This is a genomic window from Aminobacter sp. DSM 101952 (genome assembly GCF_001424795.1).
Lineage (GTDB): Bacteria > Pseudomonadota > Alphaproteobacteria > Rhizobiales > Rhizobiaceae > Aminobacter > Aminobacter aganoensis.
The window spans coordinates 205,121-221,957 of the sequence record NZ_LMCL01000003.1 but is presented as its reverse complement, the minus strand read 5'-3'; the positions used below and the strand labels follow the sequence as shown (position 1 = coordinate 221,957).

The window sequence follows — 16,837 nt, the reverse complement described above, 5'->3', positions numbered from 1 at the left end:
CCTAAGTCAGCCGCTCCTGCCGGAGATTTGACATGGCCAACGACAAGAAACTGAAGCTCCTCATCATCGAGGCGCGCTTTTACGATGACCTCGCGGACGCGCTGCTGGATGGCGCCAAGTCTGCCCTAGCCGCCGCCGGTGCATCCTATGACGTGGTGACCGTTCCCGGCGCGCTTGAAATTCCGGCCGTGATCTCCTTTGCGCTCGACGCTGCCGACGACGAAGGCACGCAGTATGACGGCTATGTCGCGCTCGGCACCGTCATTCGCGGCGAGACCTATCACTTCGACATCGTCGCCAACGAATCCTGCCGCGCCCTGATGGATCTTGCGGTCTCGGAATCGATCTGCGTCGGCAACGGCATCCTGACGGTCGAAAACGACGATCAGGCCTGGGCCCGTGCCCGCCGCAACGAAGGCGACAAGGGCGGCTTTGCCGCGCGTGCCGCGCTGACCATGATCGCGCTTCGCGAAAAACTCGGAGCTGCACGGTCGTGACGTCTTCTGAAGAGAAGGGCCAGCCGCCCGTTCGCCAGGCCAACAAGCGCGGGGCTGCCCGCCTTGCTGCCGTCCAGGCGCTGTACCAGATGGACGTCGCAGGCAGCGGCCTGCTCGAGATCACCGCGGAATACGAGGCTTTCCGCCTCGGCAAGGAAGTCGATGGCGCGCTCTACCGCGAGGCCGATCCCCAGTGGTTCCGTGCCATTCTCGCGGGCGTCGTCGAAAACCAGAAGACAGTCGATCCCGTCATCCGCCAGTCGCTGACCGAGGATTGGCCGCTGTCGCGCCTCGATTCGACGCTGCGCGCCATCCTGCGTGCCGGTGTCTTCGAACTGATGAAGCGCCAGGACGTCCCGGTCGCCGTGATCGTGTCGGAATATGTCGACATCGCCAAGGCCTTCTATGTCGAGGACGAGCCCAAGCTCGTCAACGCCGTGCTCGACCGTGTCTCCCGCAAGCTGCGCGGCGAGGGTAAGGGCAAGGACGCATTATGACCGGTGGCGAACGCGAAGCGCGGCGAACTGCTTATATCCTCGCCGCATCGCAAGCCATTATCGGCTCCGCCGCGCCGATCGCCTTCTCGCTCGGCGGCCTGGCCGGCTTCTACCTCCTCGACAGCGACAAGTCGCTGGCGACCGCCCCGATCACCGGCTTCAGCGTCGGCATGGCGCTCGGCGCGCTTCCCGCAGCCGCGATCATTCGCGGCCTGGGCCAGCGCGGCGGTTTCATGTTCGGCACTGCCGTCACCGCTGCCGGCGGCGCCATCGCCACGCTGGCGCTGTTCCGCTCCGAGTTCTGGCTGTTTGTCTTCGGCCTTCTGCTGCTTGGCGTCGGCAGCGCTTTCGTCCAGCAGTTCCGGTTTGCCGCTGCCGACAACGCGCCGCCCGAATTCAAGGCGAATGCGATTTCCTTCGTGCTGGCCGGCGGCATCGTCACCGCCATCCTCGGCCCGCAGATCGTCATCTTCACGCGCGAGATGTTCGCGCCCGTCATGTTCGCTGGCTCCTTTGCCGCGATCATCGGGCTTGCGGCGGTAGGCGCTGTCATTTTGTCGTTCCTGAAGGTCAGGAATGCGGCAGGCGCGCATCAGGACGTTTCCCAGGAAGATGCTCGGCCTCTGCTGGAGATCGTGACCCAGCCGCGCTTTGCCGCGGCGCTCACCTGTGCTGTCGGCACCTATGCCATCATGACCTTCGTCATGACCGGCGCGCCGCTTGCCATGGTCGGCTGCGGGTTTTCGGCGGACGAAGCTACGCTTGGCATTTCCTGGCATGTCATGGCGATGTTCGGCCCGAGCTTCTTCACCGGCCGCCTGATCCAGCGATTTGGAGTAGAGCGCATCGTTGCGCTCGGCGTGTTCCTGCTGATTGCCTGCGCGATCGTCGCACTATCGGGTATCGCGCTGTGGCAGTTCTGGACATCGTTGATCCTGCTCGGCCTCGGCTGGAATCTCGGCTTCATCGGCGCGACGGCGATCGTCTCGACTGCCTATCGCCAGTCGGAAAAGGGCAAGGTCCAGGGTTTCCACGACTTTGTCCTGTTCAGCACCGTGGCTCTCGCGTCACTGATGTCGGGCGCGGTGTACAATGCCTATGGCTGGGACATGCTTGCGTGGATCGTCTTCCCGGTTTGCGTCATATGCCTGGGCGCGCTGGCGACTCTGTCGTTCAGCCGCCGGAGCCGGATCGCCTGACAGGAGCATGTCGGCAATCAAGGCCGGCTATTCCGACAAAATACAGAATGACATTGCGCAGCCCCTGCGCATTGTGAAACCGTATGCCCCGACGGAAGCTGGATCGCCATGCTCATATGCGGTCACCGAATTCCGGGAACCAGAAGGGGCTTCACCATGCGTCAGACCAGAATCATCGCCGCGGCGGCCATTGCGCTCGGCCTTGCCACCAGCGCCGCCAGCGCGCAGGTGGTGGTGTCTTCCAAGATCGACACCGAGGGCGGCGTGCTCGGCAATATCATCAAGGCCGTGCTCGATGCCAACGACATCGCCACCACCGACCGCATCCAGCTCGGTGCCACGCCGGTCGTCCGCAAGGCGATCACCGCCGGCGAGATCGACATCTATCCCGAATACACCGGCAATGCCGGCTTCTTCTTCGAAAAGGCCGACGATCCCGTCTGGAAGGATGCCGCCAAGGGTTTCGAGACCGCCAAGCAGCTCGACTACGACGCCAACAAGATCGTCTGGCTGTCGCCGTCGCCCGCCAACAACACCTGGGCCATCGCACTGCGCAAGGACGTTGCCGACGCCAACAAGCTCGCTACCCTCAGCGACTTCGGCAAATACGTCGCCGGCGGCGGCACCGTGGTGTTGGCCGCATCGTCCGAGTTCGTCAATTCGGCTGCAGCACTTCCCGCCTTCCAGACCGCCTATGGCTTCACGCTCAAGCCCGAGCAACTGATCACGTTGTCGGGCGGCGACACGGCAGCCACCATCGGCGCCGCCGCCAACCAGACCAACGGCGCCAACGCCGCTATGGTCTATGGCACCGACGGCGGAATCGCGCCCTCGGGACTGGTCGTTCTCGATGACGACAAGGGCGTGCAGCCGGTCTATCAGCCGGCCCCGATCATCCGCGAAGCGGTACTCAAGGAGCATCCCCAGATCGAAACCCTGCTCAAGCCGGTGTTCGAGAAGCTCGACCTCGTCACGCTCCAGGAACTCAACGGCCGCGTCCAGGTCGGCGGCGAGCCGGCCAAGGCCGTCGCCGAAGATTTCCTGAAGAAGAACGGCTTTCTGAAGTAAGCTTTCCCGGCGCGTCCCATCAGGGGCGCGCCGACGGAACTGGGGACGCATCGCGACAGTGGACATCAGGTTCGACAAGCTCGGCGTGGTGATCGCCGCGATCGCCGGCTATGGGGCATTCTTGGCGCCATTTGCCACCTTTCGCGCCAACCGCATCGTCGCCGGTGAGCCGCGTTCGGTTCTCGAGGCCCTGCCGTCTCCGGTGGGGCACGGGCTGCTGGCCATCCTCGTTGCGGCGGGACTTGTGGCGCTGTTCAGGACGCCGCTGGCCGCGCGTCTTGGCGCCAGCGTCCTGGCGCTTGCTGTTCTTGCGCTGCTGATCGGCAATGCCGGCGCCTACCTGACACCGGAGGGCAATACGTTCGCCCGCGTCTCGCCGGCCTCCGGTTTCTGGCTGCTGATCTTCGCCTTCACGCTGTTGCTCGCCGACGTCCTGGCACGGCTGCAGCTTTCGCCGGCCGGACGGGTCGTCCTGCTTGGCATGGCTGCGGCAGCGATCTGGCTCCTGCTCGCCTCGGGTCAGTGGGACAGCCTGTCGATCCTCAAGGAATATGCCAACCGTGCCGACAGTTTCTGGAACGAGGCGACGCGCCATGTCCAACTGGCGCTCGGCTCGCTGGCTGCCGCGGTGCTGGTCGGCATTCCGCTGGGCATCCTGTGCCATCGCGTCGAGGCGCTGCGGGCGGGCGTTCTGAACGTGCTCAACATCGTCCAGACCATCCCGTCCATCGCGCTGTTCGGCATCCTGATCGCACCGCTCGGCTGGGTCGCCGCCAACATCCCCGGTGCCTCGGCGCTCGGCATTCGCGGCATCGGGGCGGCACCGGCTTTCGTCGCGCTGTTTCTCTATTCGCTGCTTCCCGTTGTCGCCAACACCGTCGTCGGGCTCGCAGGCGTTCCCCGGGCGGCCAACGACGCCGCGCGCGGCATGGGCATGACCGGTGCGCAGCGCCTGTGGGGCGTCGAGTTCCCATTGGCCTTTCCCGTCATCCTCACCGGCATCCGCATCGTGCTGGTCCAGAACATCGGTCTTGCCACCATCGCCGCGCTGATCGGCGGTGGTGGCTTTGGCGTCTTCGTCTTCCAGGGCGTCGGGCAGACGGCAATGGACCTCGTCTTGCTCGGTGCGGTTCCCACCGTGGCGCTGGCCTTCGCCGCCGCCATCATCCTCGACGCCGTGGTCGAACATGTCGCGACCCGCAGATCTACGACAGTGGCCGCATGATCGAAATCGAAAGCATCACCAAGCGCTATGGCGACGTTGCCGTCGTTGACGACGTCTCCATGGTCATCGAGCCGCACACGCTGACGGTGATTGTCGGCACTTCGGGCTCCGGCAAGACGACGCTCCTGCGCATGATCAACCGCCTGGTGGAACCGACGTCGGGCACGATCAAGCTCGACGGTGTCGACAACCGGTCGGTCCCGGGCCACGAACTGCGCCGCAGCATCGGCTATGCCATCCAGGGCAACGGGCTGTTTCCCCATCGCACGGTAGCGCAGAACATAGGCACCGTTCCGCTGCTTCTCGGTTGGGACGCGGTCCGCGTCAAGGCTCGGGTCGACGAACTCCTGGCGCTGCTGCAACTCGACCCCGCCGCCTTCGGCCCACGCTACCCGCACGAGCTGTCGGGCGGCCAGCAGCAGCGTGTCGGCGTCGCCCGCGCGCTGGCAGCCGAGCCCAACGTGCTGTTGATGGACGAACCCTTCGGCGCGCTCGATCCGATCATCCGCACCAAGGCGCAAGAGGATCTGCTGGCGATCCAGAAACGCTTCGGCACCACCATCATCCTTGTCACCCACGATATGGAGGAGGCGGTCCACCTTGGCGACCGCATTGCCGTCATGGATGCCGGCAAGCTGATCCAGTACGCATCGCCGACGGAAATCCTGGCAAGGCCGGCCACGGGTTTCGTCGAGACGCTGGTTGGCGCCAGCGACCGTCCCTTCAAGCTCCTGTCGCTCGGCGAGGTGCGCGATGTCGTCGAGCCGGGCAGTGCCGAAGGAGAGGGCATAGCTGCCGGGGCAACCCAGCGCGACGCGCTCGCCGAATTGTTGTGGTCCGGGCGCACAGCCATGCCTGTGACATCCGACGACGGCATGCCGATCGGCCGCGTGACGGTCCAAGGCCTTGTCAAGCGCGCCGCGAGGCCAAAATGAAGGCCTGGGTTCCGTTGCTGTTGCGGCTTGGGCTTCTGGCCCTTCTGGTTGCGTTCCTGAGCAACCCGCTGTGGTTCGAGCCGGTGCTCAGGCCGCTGACGCAGAACGGGGCGCCCGCGATCTACAATCAGGGCAGCCTGTCGTCGCTGGCGTTCCAGCACTTGCGCACGGTCGCCATCGCCACCGCTGCCGCGATCGTCGTCGCGGTGGCGCTGGCAATCCTGGTCACCCGGCCGGCCGGCGCCGAATTCCTGCCCCTGTCACGCAGCCTGGTCAACATCGGCCAGACGTTTCCGCCGGTGGCGGTGCTTGCGCTGGCCGTTCCCGCCGTCGGCTTTGGCGAGAAGCCGACCCTGATCGCGTTGTTTCTCTATGGCCTGCTGCCGATCTTCGAGAACACGTTGACCGGGCTGACCACGACGCCGGCCAACGTTGTCGAGGCGGCGCGCGGCGCGGGCATGACGGGCTGGCAACGCCTGCTCAAGATCGAACTGCCGCTTAGCCTGCCGGTCATTCTCGCCGGCATCAGGCTTTCCGTCGTGATCAGCCTTGCCACGGCGACCATCGGCTCGACGGTCGCCGCCAAGACGCTCGGCGAAGTCATTATTGCCGGGCTGCAGTCCAACAATCTCGCCTTCGTCCTGCAGGGCGGCCTGATCGTGGCGGCCCTGGCCGTGCTCATTTACGACGCGTTGACGGCGCTCGAGCGCATGGCCGCCAGGCGCATGGGACAGGTGCCTGCGGCAGGCTGAAGTCAGCGCACGCGCACAGGATGGTCGAGCGTGATTTCGAGCCGGCTGTTGTCGCCGTCGAGCACCCAGCGCCGTCTTAGGATGTAGAAATCGGCGTCGCCGACTGAAACGATGTCGCCTGCCTGGCAACCGGCTGGGATTCCTGCATCCGCAAGCAATGCGCTCTGCCCATGCCTGTCGGCATAAGTCTTGGCCGAGGCTGTCAGCACAATCATGGCCGACTGGCCTGTTGCACCATTTGCGCGACTCGCCTTTTCATTTGCGGGATGCCCCGATACTTGCTTTTCAGGAGATCTGGCCATGACCTTGCGTCTCTCTAAGATCGTGATGTCCCTCTGCCTTGCGGCATTCGCCTTCCTTGTAGCCTTCGGCAACATCACTGACTACGGCTCCAACTTCGCCTTCGTCCAGCATGTGCTGAGCATGGACACCACGTTTCCGGGCAATGCCCTGATGTACCGCTCGATCACCAATCCGACCTTGTGGACCGTCGGCTACTGGCTGATCATCGTCGGCGAGGGGCTCACCTGCGTGCTGTTCCTGATCGCCGCGTTCAAGCTTTGGCAGGCGCGCAACGGCTCCGGCAAGGAGTTCAACGACGCCAAGGGATTCGTCGTCATTGGCGCGACGATGGGCTTTCTCGTCTGGTTCCTCGGTTTCATGGTCATTGGCGGCGAATGGTTTGCCATGTGGCAGTCCAGCACCTGGAACGGCCAGGAGGCGGCATTCAAATTCTACATGACGATGCTCGCCGTGCTGATCTTCGTCAATCAGCCGGATCATGATCTGGCCTGATCCATAATCTCGACTGACATTGTGAATGGGGCGCCGAAAGCCGAGAAACACCTTGACCATATCTTGACGACCGCTGCCCTGTTTCGGATTGTTCGCCAGGGGCCGGAAACCGCATAGAGGCTACCGGTCTCGTTCACTAGCCCGGGGAGGGGAATTCCGGGCATAATCAGGGAAGAGAATTGGCAATGACAATGCTTTACGTCGTCATCGCCTGCGGCCTGCTATCTGTCCTTTACGCCATCTGGGCGACTCAGTCGGTGCTTGCATCCGACCAGGGCAATGCGCGCATGCAGGAAATCTCCGCCGCCATCCGGGAAGGTGCGCAGGCATATCTGGCGCGCCAATACACAACCATCGCCATCGTCGGCGTCGTCGTGTTCCTGCTCGCCTGGTGGCTGCTTTCCGCATCCGCGGCGATCGGCTTCTTGATTGGTGCAGTGCTTTCGGGGGCAGCCGGTTTCATCGGCATGCATGTCTCGGTTCGCGCAAATGTCCGTACCGCCCAGGCAGCCTCCAACAGCCTCGCCGCCGGCCTCGACATCGCCTTCAAGTCGGGCGCCATCACCGGCATGCTGGTGGCCGGTCTCGCCTTGCTTGGCGTCTCGGTCTACTACCTCATCCTGACCGGCCCGATGGCCTATGGCCCAGCCGATCGCGTCGTCATCGATTCGCTCGTGGCGCTCGGCTTCGGTGCCTCGCTGATCTCCATCTTCGCCCGTCTCGGCGGCGGCATCTTCACCAAGGGAGCCGATGTCGGCGGCGATCTCGTCGGCAAGGTCGAAGCCGGCATCCCGGAGGATGATCCGCGCAATCCGGCCACCATCGCCGACAACGTCGGCGACAATGTCGGCGATTGCGCCGGCATGGCCGCCGACCTGTTCGAGACCTATGCGGTGACCGTGGTCGCCACCATGGTCCTCGGCGCCATCTTCTTCGGCAGCAGCGAAGCGCTCTCCAGCGTCATGCTCTATCCGCTCGCCATCTGCGGTGCCTGCATCATCACCTCGATCATCGGCACGTTCTTCGTCAAGCTCGGTTCCAACGGCTCGATCATGGGCGCGCTGTACAAGGGCCTGATCGTCACCGGCCTGCTGTCGATCGTGGGTCTCGGCGCCGCAACCTCGCTGACCGTTGGCTGGGGCGACATCGGCACTGGCGGCGGCGTCCAGATTTCCGGCCAGAACCTGTTCATCTGCGGCCTGATCGGTCTCGTCGTGACCGGCCTGATCGTCGTCATCACCGAGTACTACACCGGCACCAACAAGCGCCCGGTCAACTCTATCGCCCAGGCGTCGGTTACCGGTCACGGCACCAACGTCATCCAGGGCCTGGCGGTGTCACTCGAATCGACCGCGCTTCCGGCGATTGTCATCGTCGGTGGCATCATCGCCACCTTCCAGCTAGCCGGCCTGTTCGGCACGGCCATTGCCGTCACCACCATGCTCGGCCTTGCCGGCATGATCGTGGCACTCGATGCCTTCGGCCCCGTTACCGACAATGCCGGCGGCATTGCCGAAATGGCCGGCCTGCCCAAGGAAGTGCGTCATTCCACCGACGCGCTCGATGCCGTGGGCAACACCACCAAGGCCGTCACCAAGGGCTACGCCATCGGCTCCGCCGGTCTCGGCGCGCTGGTGCTGTTTGCCGCCTACAGCTACGACCTGCAGTACTTCGCCGCCAACAGCGCGCAGTATCCGTACTTCGCCGATCTCGGCACGGTGTCGTTCGACCTGTCCAACCCATATGTCGTCGCCGGCCTGATCTTCGGCGGTCTCATCCCTTACCTGTTCGGCGGTATCGCCATGACCGCCGTCGGTCGGGCCGCCGGCGCGATCGTCGAGGAGGTGCGCAAGCAGTTCCGCGAAGATCCGGGCATCATGAAGGGCACGTCCAAGCCCAACTACGCCCGCGCGGTCGACCTGCTGACCAAGGCTGCGATCAAGGAAATGATCATCCCGTCGCTGCTGCCGGTGCTGGCGCCGCTGGTCGTCTATTTCGGCGTGCTGTTGATCTCCGGCTCCAAGGCCTCGGCCTTCGCGGCCCTCGGCGCTTCGCTACTCGGCGTCATCGTCAATGGCCTGTTCGTGGCCATCTCGATGACCTCGGGCGGTGGTGCCTGGGACAACGCCAAGAAGTCGTTCGAAGACGGCTTCACCGACAAGGATGGCGTCAAGCACCTGAAGGGTTCGGAGGCCCACAAGGCGTCGGTGACCGGTGATACCGTCGGCGATCCCTACAAGGACACCGCCGGTCCGGCGGTGAACCCGGCGATCAAGATCACCAACATCGTAGCCCTCCTGCTGCTCGCCGTCCTGGCGCACAGCTGATCGGCATCCGGCAGGCGCAGTCGCCTGCCGTCGGTGTCTGCTCGACAGAACCCCGCCCGCACACCTTGCGGGCGGGGTTTTTCACGTATCGGCGAGAGAGGGCAAAGAAAAACCCGCGGGATTGCTCCCGCGGGTTCTGTTGCCTGAGATTCTGAAAAGTCTTGTACGGCTTAGCTGCCGCCGAAAATGCTGCTGGCCGCGCTCGAGCCCATCTTGCCCGCGCCTGCAAGCAACTGGCCGAGGAAGTTCTGGTCCTTGCCACCCGTCGGTGTGGTGCGCGAGATGAAGTCGAACACCTTGCCGTCCTGCATGCCGTAATTGGCAATGTTGGTGACGCGTCCGTCGGCGCCGAAATAGACCGCCAGCACGCGCTGCTCGACGAGCTTGGGCTTGGCGAAGGCGACGGCGCGCTTGCGCGTCTGGGAGATGTAGTAGAACACCTCGTTGTCGAAGGTCGCCGTCGTCGACGGCGTGCCGAGTGCAAGCAGGACCTGCTCGCGGCTGGAGCCCACCGGCACGGAATCGATCGACTGCTGGTCGATGACGTAGCCCTGCGTCAGCGTCTCGCTGGGGGTCAGGTCACCGAAGGTCTTCGAGGTGTTGCACGCCGAAAGCGCGGCAGCGGCCGCGATCAGCGAAACAGCGCCAACCGGACGCAACGAAAATGGCATCTTGAATTTCAGCGAGTGCAACAACAACTCCATCCTGTCGTGCCAGAGCCTCTGCTTGCGCGAAGCCGCAAAACCGGTAAACCAGCTTGCGCGCCGATGCAACAAGGCCACTTAGCGAAACGGGTCCCCGGGAGACCGCCCTCAAATGTTCCAGCGTCTGTTTGGCCGTGAACGCCAAGCCAACCGCGCCATCACGGACGCGCTCTATACACGAATCGTGGCGGCGGCGCGGCAGGAGCCATTTTATTCCGCCTGGGACGTGCCCGATACGCCGCTCGGACGTTTCGAGATGCTTTCCCTGCACATGTTCCTGTTCCAGCACCGCCTGCGCGGCGAAACGGGTGCGCCCGCCGAGATTGCGCAGCTGCTCATCGATGAGTTCTTCCTCGATGTCGATCATTCCCTGCGTGAGCTCGGCATCAGCGATGTCGGCGTGCCCAAGCGCATGAAGAAGCTGGCGAAGATGTTTTATGGCCGCACCGAGTCCTACAAGGATGCGCTCGAACGCGACGATCACGCCGCCCTTGCTGCGGCGCTGATGCGCAACGTTCGTCCCGACGCCAGCGAATGGCCGCAGGCGTCCGACCTTGCTGCCTACGTCTTTGCAGCGAATCGGCTCCTGGCGGAACAGCCGTCGCAGGATATATGTGCCGGCAAACTGACCTATCCTGTGCCGCAGGCAGCCTGAAGGAGGCGACCCATGAAACTTGTCGAGACCCGGAGCCCGGTTTCCTTCCCGGTAAATGTCGCCCGGCTGCCGCAGAAGGGCATGGCCGTTGTCGTCGATGCCGATGCGGCCCAGCGTGCTGCCCTTGCCGAAGCTCACGGCCTGGTTTCGGTTGAGCGCTACAAGGCCGACCTCGTGGTCAGCAAATGGAAGCGCAACGGCGTCAAGGTCAGCGGCCGCGTACAGGCGCGCATCACCCAGTCATGCATCGTCACGCTCGACCCGGTCGAGGCGACCATCGACGAGGATGTTGAAGGCGTCTACCTGCCCGAGGATTCCAAGCTGGCCCGGCAGGGCTTCAATGCCGCTGGCGAAATCCTGCTTGATGCCGACGGTCCCGACAGTCCCGAAACCTTCACCGGCGACACGATCGACGCAGGCGCCCTTGCTGAGGAATTCTTCGGCCTGGCCATCGATCCCTATCCGCGCAAGACCGGCGCTGCGGTCGCCAGTTCCGGCGATGGCGACATCGAGCCGGAAGAGAGCGAATTCCAGAAAAAGCTCCGCCTGATATCCAAGAAACTTTGAAAACGCCCGCCGTTTCGCGTAATCCCGGTTGTGCGGTCGTCCAGAACCGCTATTTTCGCCGGACTTTTGCCTGCCCTGCGACGCCAACAGTGAGATGACCGACGCGTGATCAAGATTTCCATTGATGCCATGGGTGGCGATCACGGCCCCTCCGTGATCATTCCCGCCTTGGCCAAGGTCGCCACCAGGCGCACCGATATTCGCTTCATCATCTACGGCCGTGAGGAAGTGGTTCGTCCCGAATTGGCCAAGCAGCCGCGGCTGGCCGCCGTCAGCGAGTTCGTTCACTGCGAGGTTGCGGTCCGGATGGACGACAAGCCCAGCCAGGCTCTGCGCCAGGGCCGCTGGAAATCCTCGATGTGGAAGGCCATCGAGGCGGTCAAGTCCGACACCGCCGATGCCTGCGTCTCCGCCGGCAACACCGGCGCGCTGATGGCGATGTCGAAGTTCTGCCTGCGCACCATGGCCACCATCGATCGTCCGGCGATCGCCGCCCTGTGGCCGACGACGCGCGGCGAAAGCGTGGTGCTCGATGTCGGCGCCACCATCGGCGCCGACGCGCACCAGCTCATCGATTTTGCCATTCTCGGCACCGGCATGGCGCGCGCGCTGTTCGGCATCGAGCGGCCCACCGTTGGCCTGCTCAATGTCGGCGTCGAAGAAATCAAGGGCCAGGAAGAGGTCAAGGAAGCCGGGCGCATGCTGCGAGAGGCCAACATGGCCTCGATGAGCTACCAGGGCTTCGTCGAGGGCGACGACATTGGCAAGGGCGTCACCGACGTCGTCGTCACCGAAGGCTTCTCCGGCAACATCGCGCTCAAGACCGCCGAAGGCACCGCGCGCCAGATTGGCGGCTATCTGCGCGAGGCGATGAGCCGCACGCTGATGGCCAAGATCGGCTACATCTTCGCCAAGGGCGCATTCGACAGGCTGCGCGAAAAGATGGATGTCCGCCGCGCCAATGGCGGCGTTTTCCTCGGCCTCAATGGCATCGTGGTGAAGAGCCATGGCGGGGCCGATGCGGACGGTTTCGCCGCCGCCATCGAAATGGCCTATGATATGGTCCGGAACCGGCTGCTCGACCGCATCGAGGCCGACCTGGACCTGTTTCATGCACGCAACCCGCATGCCGCGATGGGCCGTCCCATCGCTGCGGTCGAAGATCAGGAATAGGAACTCTTTGAAGTGATCAGATCAGTTGTGCGCGGCATCGGTTCGGCGCTGCCCCGCCGCATCATGAAGAACTCCGATTTCGCAGGCATGGTCGAGACCTCGGACGAGTGGATCGCCCAGCGCACCGGCATCCGCCAGCGCCACATCGCCGCTGACGACGAAACGACGGCCTCGCTCGGCGAGGCGGCAGCGCGCGCTGCCCTCGACAATGCCGGCCTGACGCCCGACGACATCGACCTGATCGTGCTGGCGACGTCGACGCCCAACAATACGTTCCCGGCCACCGCCGTCGAGATCCAGAACCGGCTCGGCATGCGCCACGGCTTCGCTTTCGACATGCAGGCGGTGTGCAGCGGCTTCGTCTATGCCGTCACCACCGCCGATCTTTACATCAAGGGCGGTCTCGCCAGGCGCGTGCTGGTCATCGGCTCGGAAACCTTCTCGCGCATCCTCGACTGGACCGACCGCTCGACTTGCGTGCTGTTCGGCGATGGCGCCGGTGCGCTGGTGCTCGAGGCCGAGGAAGGGCAGGGCACCGTCGCCGACCGTGGCGTCCTGGCGGCCAGCCTGCGCTCCGACGGCACCCACAAGGACAAGCTTTATGTCGACGGCGGCCCGTCGACGACCGGCACCGTCGGCCATCTCAAGATGGAAGGCCGCGAGGTTTTCAAGCACGCCGTCGGCATGATCACCGACGTGATCGAGGACGTTTTTGCCCGGACCGGAGTTTCTGCCGAAACCCTCGACTGGTTCGTGCCGCACCAGGCCAACAAGCGCATCATCGATGCCTCGGCCAAGAAGCTCGGCATCACTGAGGAGAAGGCCGTGGTGACCGTGCATCTCCATGGCAACACGTCGGCCGCCTCTGTGCCGCTCGCGCTCTCCACCGCCGTCGCCGACGGCCGCATCAAGAAGGGCGATCTCGTCATGCTTGAAGCCATGGGCGGTGGCTTTACCTGGGGTGCCGTCCTCATCAGGTGGTAATTCTGGCGCTTCGGCCGCCCCTCCGCAACGTCAAGGCATCGGTCCTTGACCTTGACGGATCAATTACTTAACCTCCGCCGCGTTTGCTGAATTTCAGATTTTTGAGGATTGGACCGTCGCATGGGGGGAAAGACACTTACGCGTGCCGACCTCGCTGAATCCGTCTACCGGAAAGTCGGCCTTTCGCGCACCGAATCGGCGCAACTGGTCGAAACGGTTCTCGACGAAATCTGCGAAGCGATCGTGCGCGGCGAGACCGTCAAATTGTCGTCTTTTGCCACCTTCCACGTCCGCGACAAGAACGAACGTGTCGGCCGCAACCCCAAGACCGGCGAGGAAGTGCCGATCCTGCCGCGCCGGGTGATGACCTTCAAGGCATCCAACGTGCTCAAGAGCCGCATCCTGCGCGCGCACCAGAACGGCAAGTCGAAAGCCGCCAAGTAGCGAATACTCCGGCCTAAACGGTTGAAAGCCTGGTGTGTGATTCGCACCGGGCTTGAATGTTGTCGCACAAACCGCTGAAATGAATCACGAATCGTTTTTGCGAAAGTGGCGACCATGGACAAGAGCCCCGACGCCTTCCGCACCATAAGTGAAGTGGCTGAAGATCTCGACCTGCCGCAGCACGTGCTGCGCTTCTGGGAGACGCGTTTCACCCAGATCAAGCCGATGAAACGTGGTGGCGGCCGCCGCTACTACCGGCCGCAGGATGTCGAACTCATTAAGGGCATCCGCCACATGCTCTATGAGCAGGGCTACACCATCAAGGGCGTGCAGAAGCTGCTGCGCGACAACGGCAACCAGTTCCTGGTCGCCGTCGGCAGCGGTGACATGAAGGCTGTCGAGGCGATCGCCCAGCGCAAGCAGGCCGAGGCCCCGCTGACGCCGGCGGCCCAGCCGCGCAGCACCGACGAGGAGATGCTGGTCGGCGAGGCGCGGGCCAAACCGAGCCGCCGCTTCTTCGGCCTGGGCAAGGGCGAGGAGGACGGGCCTGTCGCCGCCGACAGCGGCAAGCTGTCCCGCGACAACCGCGCCCTGCTGCAGGAGGCGCTGTTCGACCTTCTCGAGTGCAAGCGGCTGCTCGATCAGGTGCGCTGAAGCGGCCGCACGGCCGTTTTGGCCAGCGGCATCAATATCTTGTCTGGCGATCAAGAAGTTTGGCGGGAAAGCCGCCGAATTGGGTTGACCGGGACGGCAATATCAAGATACATCGCGACCGGTCCGGAGTGTAGCGCAGCCCGGTAGCGCACTTGACTGGGGGTCAAGGGGTCGTCGGTTCGAATCCGGCCACTCCGACCATTTTATCCCTTCCCCTGAATTCCATTTGTATCGCGAGCCGAACGGCTCGCTGCCGCGTTCCGCAGGAACGCCATGGACGCGAGCGCCCATGGCGTAGGTCGAAGCGTGCCGCAGGCGGCACCGGCAGTCACATCATCGACTGCGGGCTGACGAAGACATTGCGCACGACGTCGCCCTCGTCGTTGAGCAGGATCGTCACCTTCTCGCCGACCTTGATCGACGGCAGGGCGACATCGCGCGGTACTGTATAGCTGCCGCCATGGTCCAGGGTGATGACGCGAGCGCCGGCATTGAACCGGGCGACGATGCCGCTGGCGTCGGATGCGAAGGCCGATCCCGAAAAGAGGGCCATCGCGGCGGCGGCAAGAATGAGCTTGTTCATGATCGTAACTCCCATGGTGGTTGTTGAGGTCCGGTGCCCCGGGGCGCCTCGGGTGACATCGACAATTACGACCGGCAGCGCCCGCTTGTTGCGAGCGCGGTGGTAAACTCGGGACACGTTTTGATCACGCGATCTTGCCCTGTGCCCTGAAACCGGAAGGCAAAGCCATCGTTCACGCATGGCATCCGGGGGCGGCGGGTCTGCGCTGAAGCCATGGCTCATCGCAGAAAAAGAAAAAGCCACGGGCGGGGGCCCATGGCTTTTCTCAGTCCGACAGGCCGATGGACATCGGCCTCCCTGTGCGGCCTCATTTAGCGGAGAACCGCCTGGACCTTGTCGCCTTCGTCGTTGAAATGGATCGAGACGGTTTCGCCGGCCTGGATCACGGGCAGGGCGACGTCACGCGGGACGGTGTAGCTCTTGCCGCTCTCCAGCGTAATGACGCGCGTTTCGGGATTGATGTTGCCGACGACACCGCTTGCAGTCGAGGCAAATGCGGCGCCGGTCATGAGCGAGAGTGCCGATGCGGCGAGGATGATCTTCTTCATTTTCGTAGTCCTTTCGTCGTTGCGTAGCGTGGCCGAAATCTCTGTTCGGCTGCCATTTCTTGTTGCGGGTGCCGGCGTCGCCGCATCTAGCGGAGGACGGCCTGGACCTTGTCGCCTTCATCGTTCAACTGGAGCGAAACGGTGTCGCCAGCCTGGAGCGCAGGCAGGGCAACGTCGCGCGGAATGGTAAAGCTCTTGCCGCTTTCAAGAGTAATGACGCGCGTGTCGGTGTTGATGTTGCCAACAATTCCGCTTGCCGGAGAAGCAATGGCAGAGCCAGCGATGATCGAAAGTGCCGATGCGGCGATAATGATCTTCTTCATTTCCGTATTCCTTTCATTTTCCGGTAGCGTGGTCGAAATCTTTATTCGGCCGTTTCGCTTACCATCACCAGATAGGTCCCTATCTCTGCGATTGCTACAGGCCGGTCGGTCACTCTGATTCACAAAGCGGTCACGCCGTGTTGAGCCGGCAAATGGTGCCGGACTGTTCACAAAAGCGGCTTCGTGTGGGCAATGGCCGGCAGTGGATGTGAGCCCGGTCGCGGTCCTTGCCCGGGGTGCTGGTGGGGGCGTTGTCGGCCCCAAATCAGTGCCGACGCTCGGTATGGGCAGGAAGGCAGGCTATGCCGGGTCGCCGGGCTTTGGGCCTGCCGGCAGGCCCGCGTGGCGGCCAGGGAGCGCGCGCGGGCATGCTCGGCGGCTATCCTGAAGCCCAAACGCAAAGAAAGCCACGGGTGGGAGGGCCCATGGCTTTCTTTCAGAGATAGCTGTTTCTTGGTACTGGGCACCAAGTCTTCGCTCAGGCCGTCGTACTTAGCGGAGGACGGCCTGGACCTTGTCGCCTTCGTCATTCAGCTGGATCGAGACGGTGTCGCCGGCCTGGATCGCAGGCAGGGCAACGTCACGCGGAATGGTGAAGCTCTTGCCGCTTTCGAGCGTGATGACGCGGGTATCGGAGTTGATGTTGCCAACAACGCCATTTGCAGACGAAGCAAAAGCAGCGCCGGTCATGATGGAAAATGCCGAGGCGGCGATGATGATCTTCTTCATATTCGTATTCCTTTCAAGTTTTTTGGCGGTTTGGAACTTCTTGTTCAATTTTCTCGCCGACCACAAACACATAGGTACCTATCTTTGTGATTACTATCAGTCGTTAGGTGGCGAATCGGTGCCGCACTGTTCACAAAAGTAGGTCGATGTGGGTGGGGCTGTTGCTGTGCGTCGTTCG

At 63.4% G+C, this 16,837-nt stretch carries 21 protein-coding genes and 1 tRNA gene; 16 read left to right on the top strand and 6 right to left on the bottom strand.

Translation table 11 applies throughout. The features are described from left to right. Positions 1–32 precede the first annotated feature (32 nt). From ASC75_RS05625 to ASC75_RS05595, 7 genes are all read left to right on the top strand, one after another. Positions 33–497 (top strand): 6,7-dimethyl-8-ribityllumazine synthase, encoded by a 465-nt coding sequence (locus ASC75_RS05625; RefSeq protein WP_055971479.1) that lies wholly within the window; start codon positions 33–35, stop codon positions 495–497. Beyond that, the gene (gene nusB / locus ASC75_RS05620) at positions 494–994 is read left to right on the top strand and encodes a transcription antitermination factor NusB (RefSeq protein WP_055971476.1); all 501 of its coding nucleotides are present in this window, start codon (positions 494–496) and stop codon (positions 992–994) included. The genes ASC75_RS05625 and nusB overlap by 4 nt, the downstream gene beginning before the upstream one ends. Further along, a complete protein-coding gene (locus tag ASC75_RS05615; protein ID WP_055971473.1) occupies positions 991–2,193 on the top strand; it encodes an MFS transporter in 1,203 nt (400 codons plus the stop codon). Before nusB ends, ASC75_RS05615 begins: the two co-directional genes overlap by 4 nt. Positions 2,194–2,349: 156 nt before the next feature. Then, a complete protein-coding gene (locus tag ASC75_RS05610; RefSeq protein WP_055971470.1) occupies positions 2,350–3,261 on the top strand; it encodes an ABC transporter substrate-binding protein in 912 nt (303 codons plus the stop codon). A 58-nt stretch (positions 3,262–3,319) separates the two neighbouring features. Then, positions 3,320–4,486 carry an ABC transporter permease gene (locus tag ASC75_RS05605; RefSeq protein WP_055971467.1) on the top strand — a complete coding sequence of 389 codons (1,167 nt, stop codon included), beginning with the start codon at positions 3,320–3,322 and terminating at the stop codon, positions 4,484–4,486. Further along, the gene (locus ASC75_RS05600; protein WP_055971464.1) at positions 4,483–5,421 is read left to right on the top strand and encodes an ABC transporter ATP-binding protein; all 939 of its coding nucleotides are present in this window, start codon (positions 4,483–4,485) and stop codon (positions 5,419–5,421) included. The genes ASC75_RS05605 and ASC75_RS05600 overlap by 4 nt, the downstream gene beginning before the upstream one ends. Then, a complete protein-coding gene (locus ASC75_RS05595) occupies positions 5,418–6,173 on the top strand; it encodes an ABC transporter permease (protein ID WP_055971461.1) in 756 nt (251 codons plus the stop codon). Before ASC75_RS05600 ends, ASC75_RS05595 begins: the two co-directional genes overlap by 4 nt. A 2-nt stretch (positions 6,174–6,175) precedes the next feature. On the opposite strand, the gene ASC75_RS25120 is transcribed toward ASC75_RS05595, so the two are convergent. Next, positions 6,176–6,475: a hypothetical protein gene (locus ASC75_RS25120; protein ID WP_244487760.1), complete on the bottom strand. Its 300-nt coding sequence runs from the start codon at positions 6,473–6,475 to the stop codon at positions 6,176–6,178. On the opposite strand from ASC75_RS25120, the gene ASC75_RS05585 reads away from it, so the two are divergent. Together ASC75_RS05585 and ASC75_RS05580 are read left to right on the top strand one after the other, a co-directional pair. After that, on the top strand, positions 6,474–6,968 hold the full coding sequence (locus ASC75_RS05585; RefSeq protein WP_055971456.1) for a DUF2165 domain-containing protein: 495 nt from the start codon (positions 6,474–6,476) through the stop codon (positions 6,966–6,968). The genes ASC75_RS25120 and ASC75_RS05585 overlap by 2 nt on opposite strands. 185 nt (positions 6,969–7,153) lie before the next feature. Beyond that, on the top strand, positions 7,154–9,295 hold the full coding sequence (locus tag ASC75_RS05580) for a sodium-translocating pyrophosphatase (RefSeq protein ID WP_055971453.1): 2,142 nt from the start codon (positions 7,154–7,156) through the stop codon (positions 9,293–9,295). Positions 9,296–9,465: 170 nt separating this feature from the next. Here ASC75_RS05580 and ASC75_RS05575 read toward each other — a convergent pair whose 3' ends face one another. Then, a complete protein-coding gene (locus ASC75_RS05575) occupies positions 9,466–9,966 on the bottom strand; it encodes an outer membrane protein assembly factor BamE (protein WP_162244893.1) in 501 nt (166 codons plus the stop codon). Positions 9,967–10,111: 145 nt separating this feature from the next. Between ASC75_RS05575 and ASC75_RS05570 the strand changes: the two genes are divergently transcribed. The 7 genes from ASC75_RS05570 (at position 10,112) to ASC75_RS05540 (ending at position 14,677) form a co-directional block, all read left to right on the top strand. After that, a complete protein-coding gene (locus tag ASC75_RS05570) occupies positions 10,112–10,654 on the top strand; it encodes a ubiquinol-cytochrome C chaperone family protein (RefSeq protein ID WP_055971447.1) in 543 nt (180 codons plus the stop codon). A gap of 12 nt (positions 10,655–10,666) precedes the next feature. After that, positions 10,667–11,221: a DUF177 domain-containing protein gene (locus tag ASC75_RS05565; protein WP_055971444.1), complete on the top strand. Its 555-nt coding sequence runs from the start codon at positions 10,667–10,669 to the stop codon at positions 11,219–11,221. Positions 11,222–11,326: 105 nt separating this feature from the next. After that, positions 11,327–12,394: a phosphate acyltransferase PlsX gene (gene plsX / locus ASC75_RS05560; protein WP_055971443.1), complete on the top strand. Its 1,068-nt coding sequence runs from the start codon at positions 11,327–11,329 to the stop codon at positions 12,392–12,394. Between the two features lie 12 nt (positions 12,395–12,406). Next, complete coding sequence (locus ASC75_RS05555) at positions 12,407–13,378, top strand: beta-ketoacyl-ACP synthase III (protein WP_055971440.1); 972 nt, start codon at positions 12,407–12,409, stop codon at positions 13,376–13,378. Positions 13,379–13,498: 120 nt separating this feature from the next. Then, positions 13,499–13,822: an integration host factor subunit alpha gene (locus ASC75_RS05550; RefSeq protein ID WP_055971437.1), complete on the top strand. Its 324-nt coding sequence runs from the start codon at positions 13,499–13,501 to the stop codon at positions 13,820–13,822. A gap of 114 nt (positions 13,823–13,936) precedes the next feature. Continuing rightward, entirely contained in the window at positions 13,937–14,476 is a 540-nt protein-coding gene (locus ASC75_RS05545) for a MerR family transcriptional regulator (RefSeq protein ID WP_055971434.1), read from the top strand. A 124-nt stretch (positions 14,477–14,600) separates the two neighbouring features. Beyond that, a tRNA-Pro gene (locus ASC75_RS05540) sits at positions 14,601–14,677 on the top strand. Positions 14,678–14,804: 127 nt separating this feature from the next. On the opposite strand, the gene ASC75_RS05535 is transcribed toward ASC75_RS05540, so the two are convergent. The 4 genes from ASC75_RS05535 to ASC75_RS05520 form a co-directional block, all read right to left on the bottom strand. Beyond that, positions 14,805–15,059, bottom strand: a complete 255-nt coding sequence (locus ASC75_RS05535; protein WP_055971432.1) for a DUF1344 domain-containing protein — start codon at positions 15,057–15,059, stop codon at positions 14,805–14,807. Between the two features lie 311 nt (positions 15,060–15,370). Beyond that, positions 15,371–15,607 carry a DUF1344 domain-containing protein gene (locus ASC75_RS05530; protein ID WP_055971429.1) on the bottom strand — a complete coding sequence of 79 codons (237 nt, stop codon included), beginning with the start codon at positions 15,605–15,607 and terminating at the stop codon, positions 15,371–15,373. 86 nt (positions 15,608–15,693) lie between these two features. Further along, complete coding sequence (locus tag ASC75_RS05525; RefSeq protein WP_055971426.1) at positions 15,694–15,930, bottom strand: DUF1344 domain-containing protein; 237 nt, start codon at positions 15,928–15,930, stop codon at positions 15,694–15,696. 492 nt (positions 15,931–16,422) lie between these two features. Beyond that, positions 16,423–16,707 carry a DUF1344 domain-containing protein gene (locus tag ASC75_RS05520; RefSeq protein WP_244487759.1) on the bottom strand — a complete coding sequence of 95 codons (285 nt, stop codon included), beginning with the start codon at positions 16,705–16,707 and terminating at the stop codon, positions 16,423–16,425. Between the last annotated feature and the right edge of the window lie 130 nt (positions 16,708–16,837).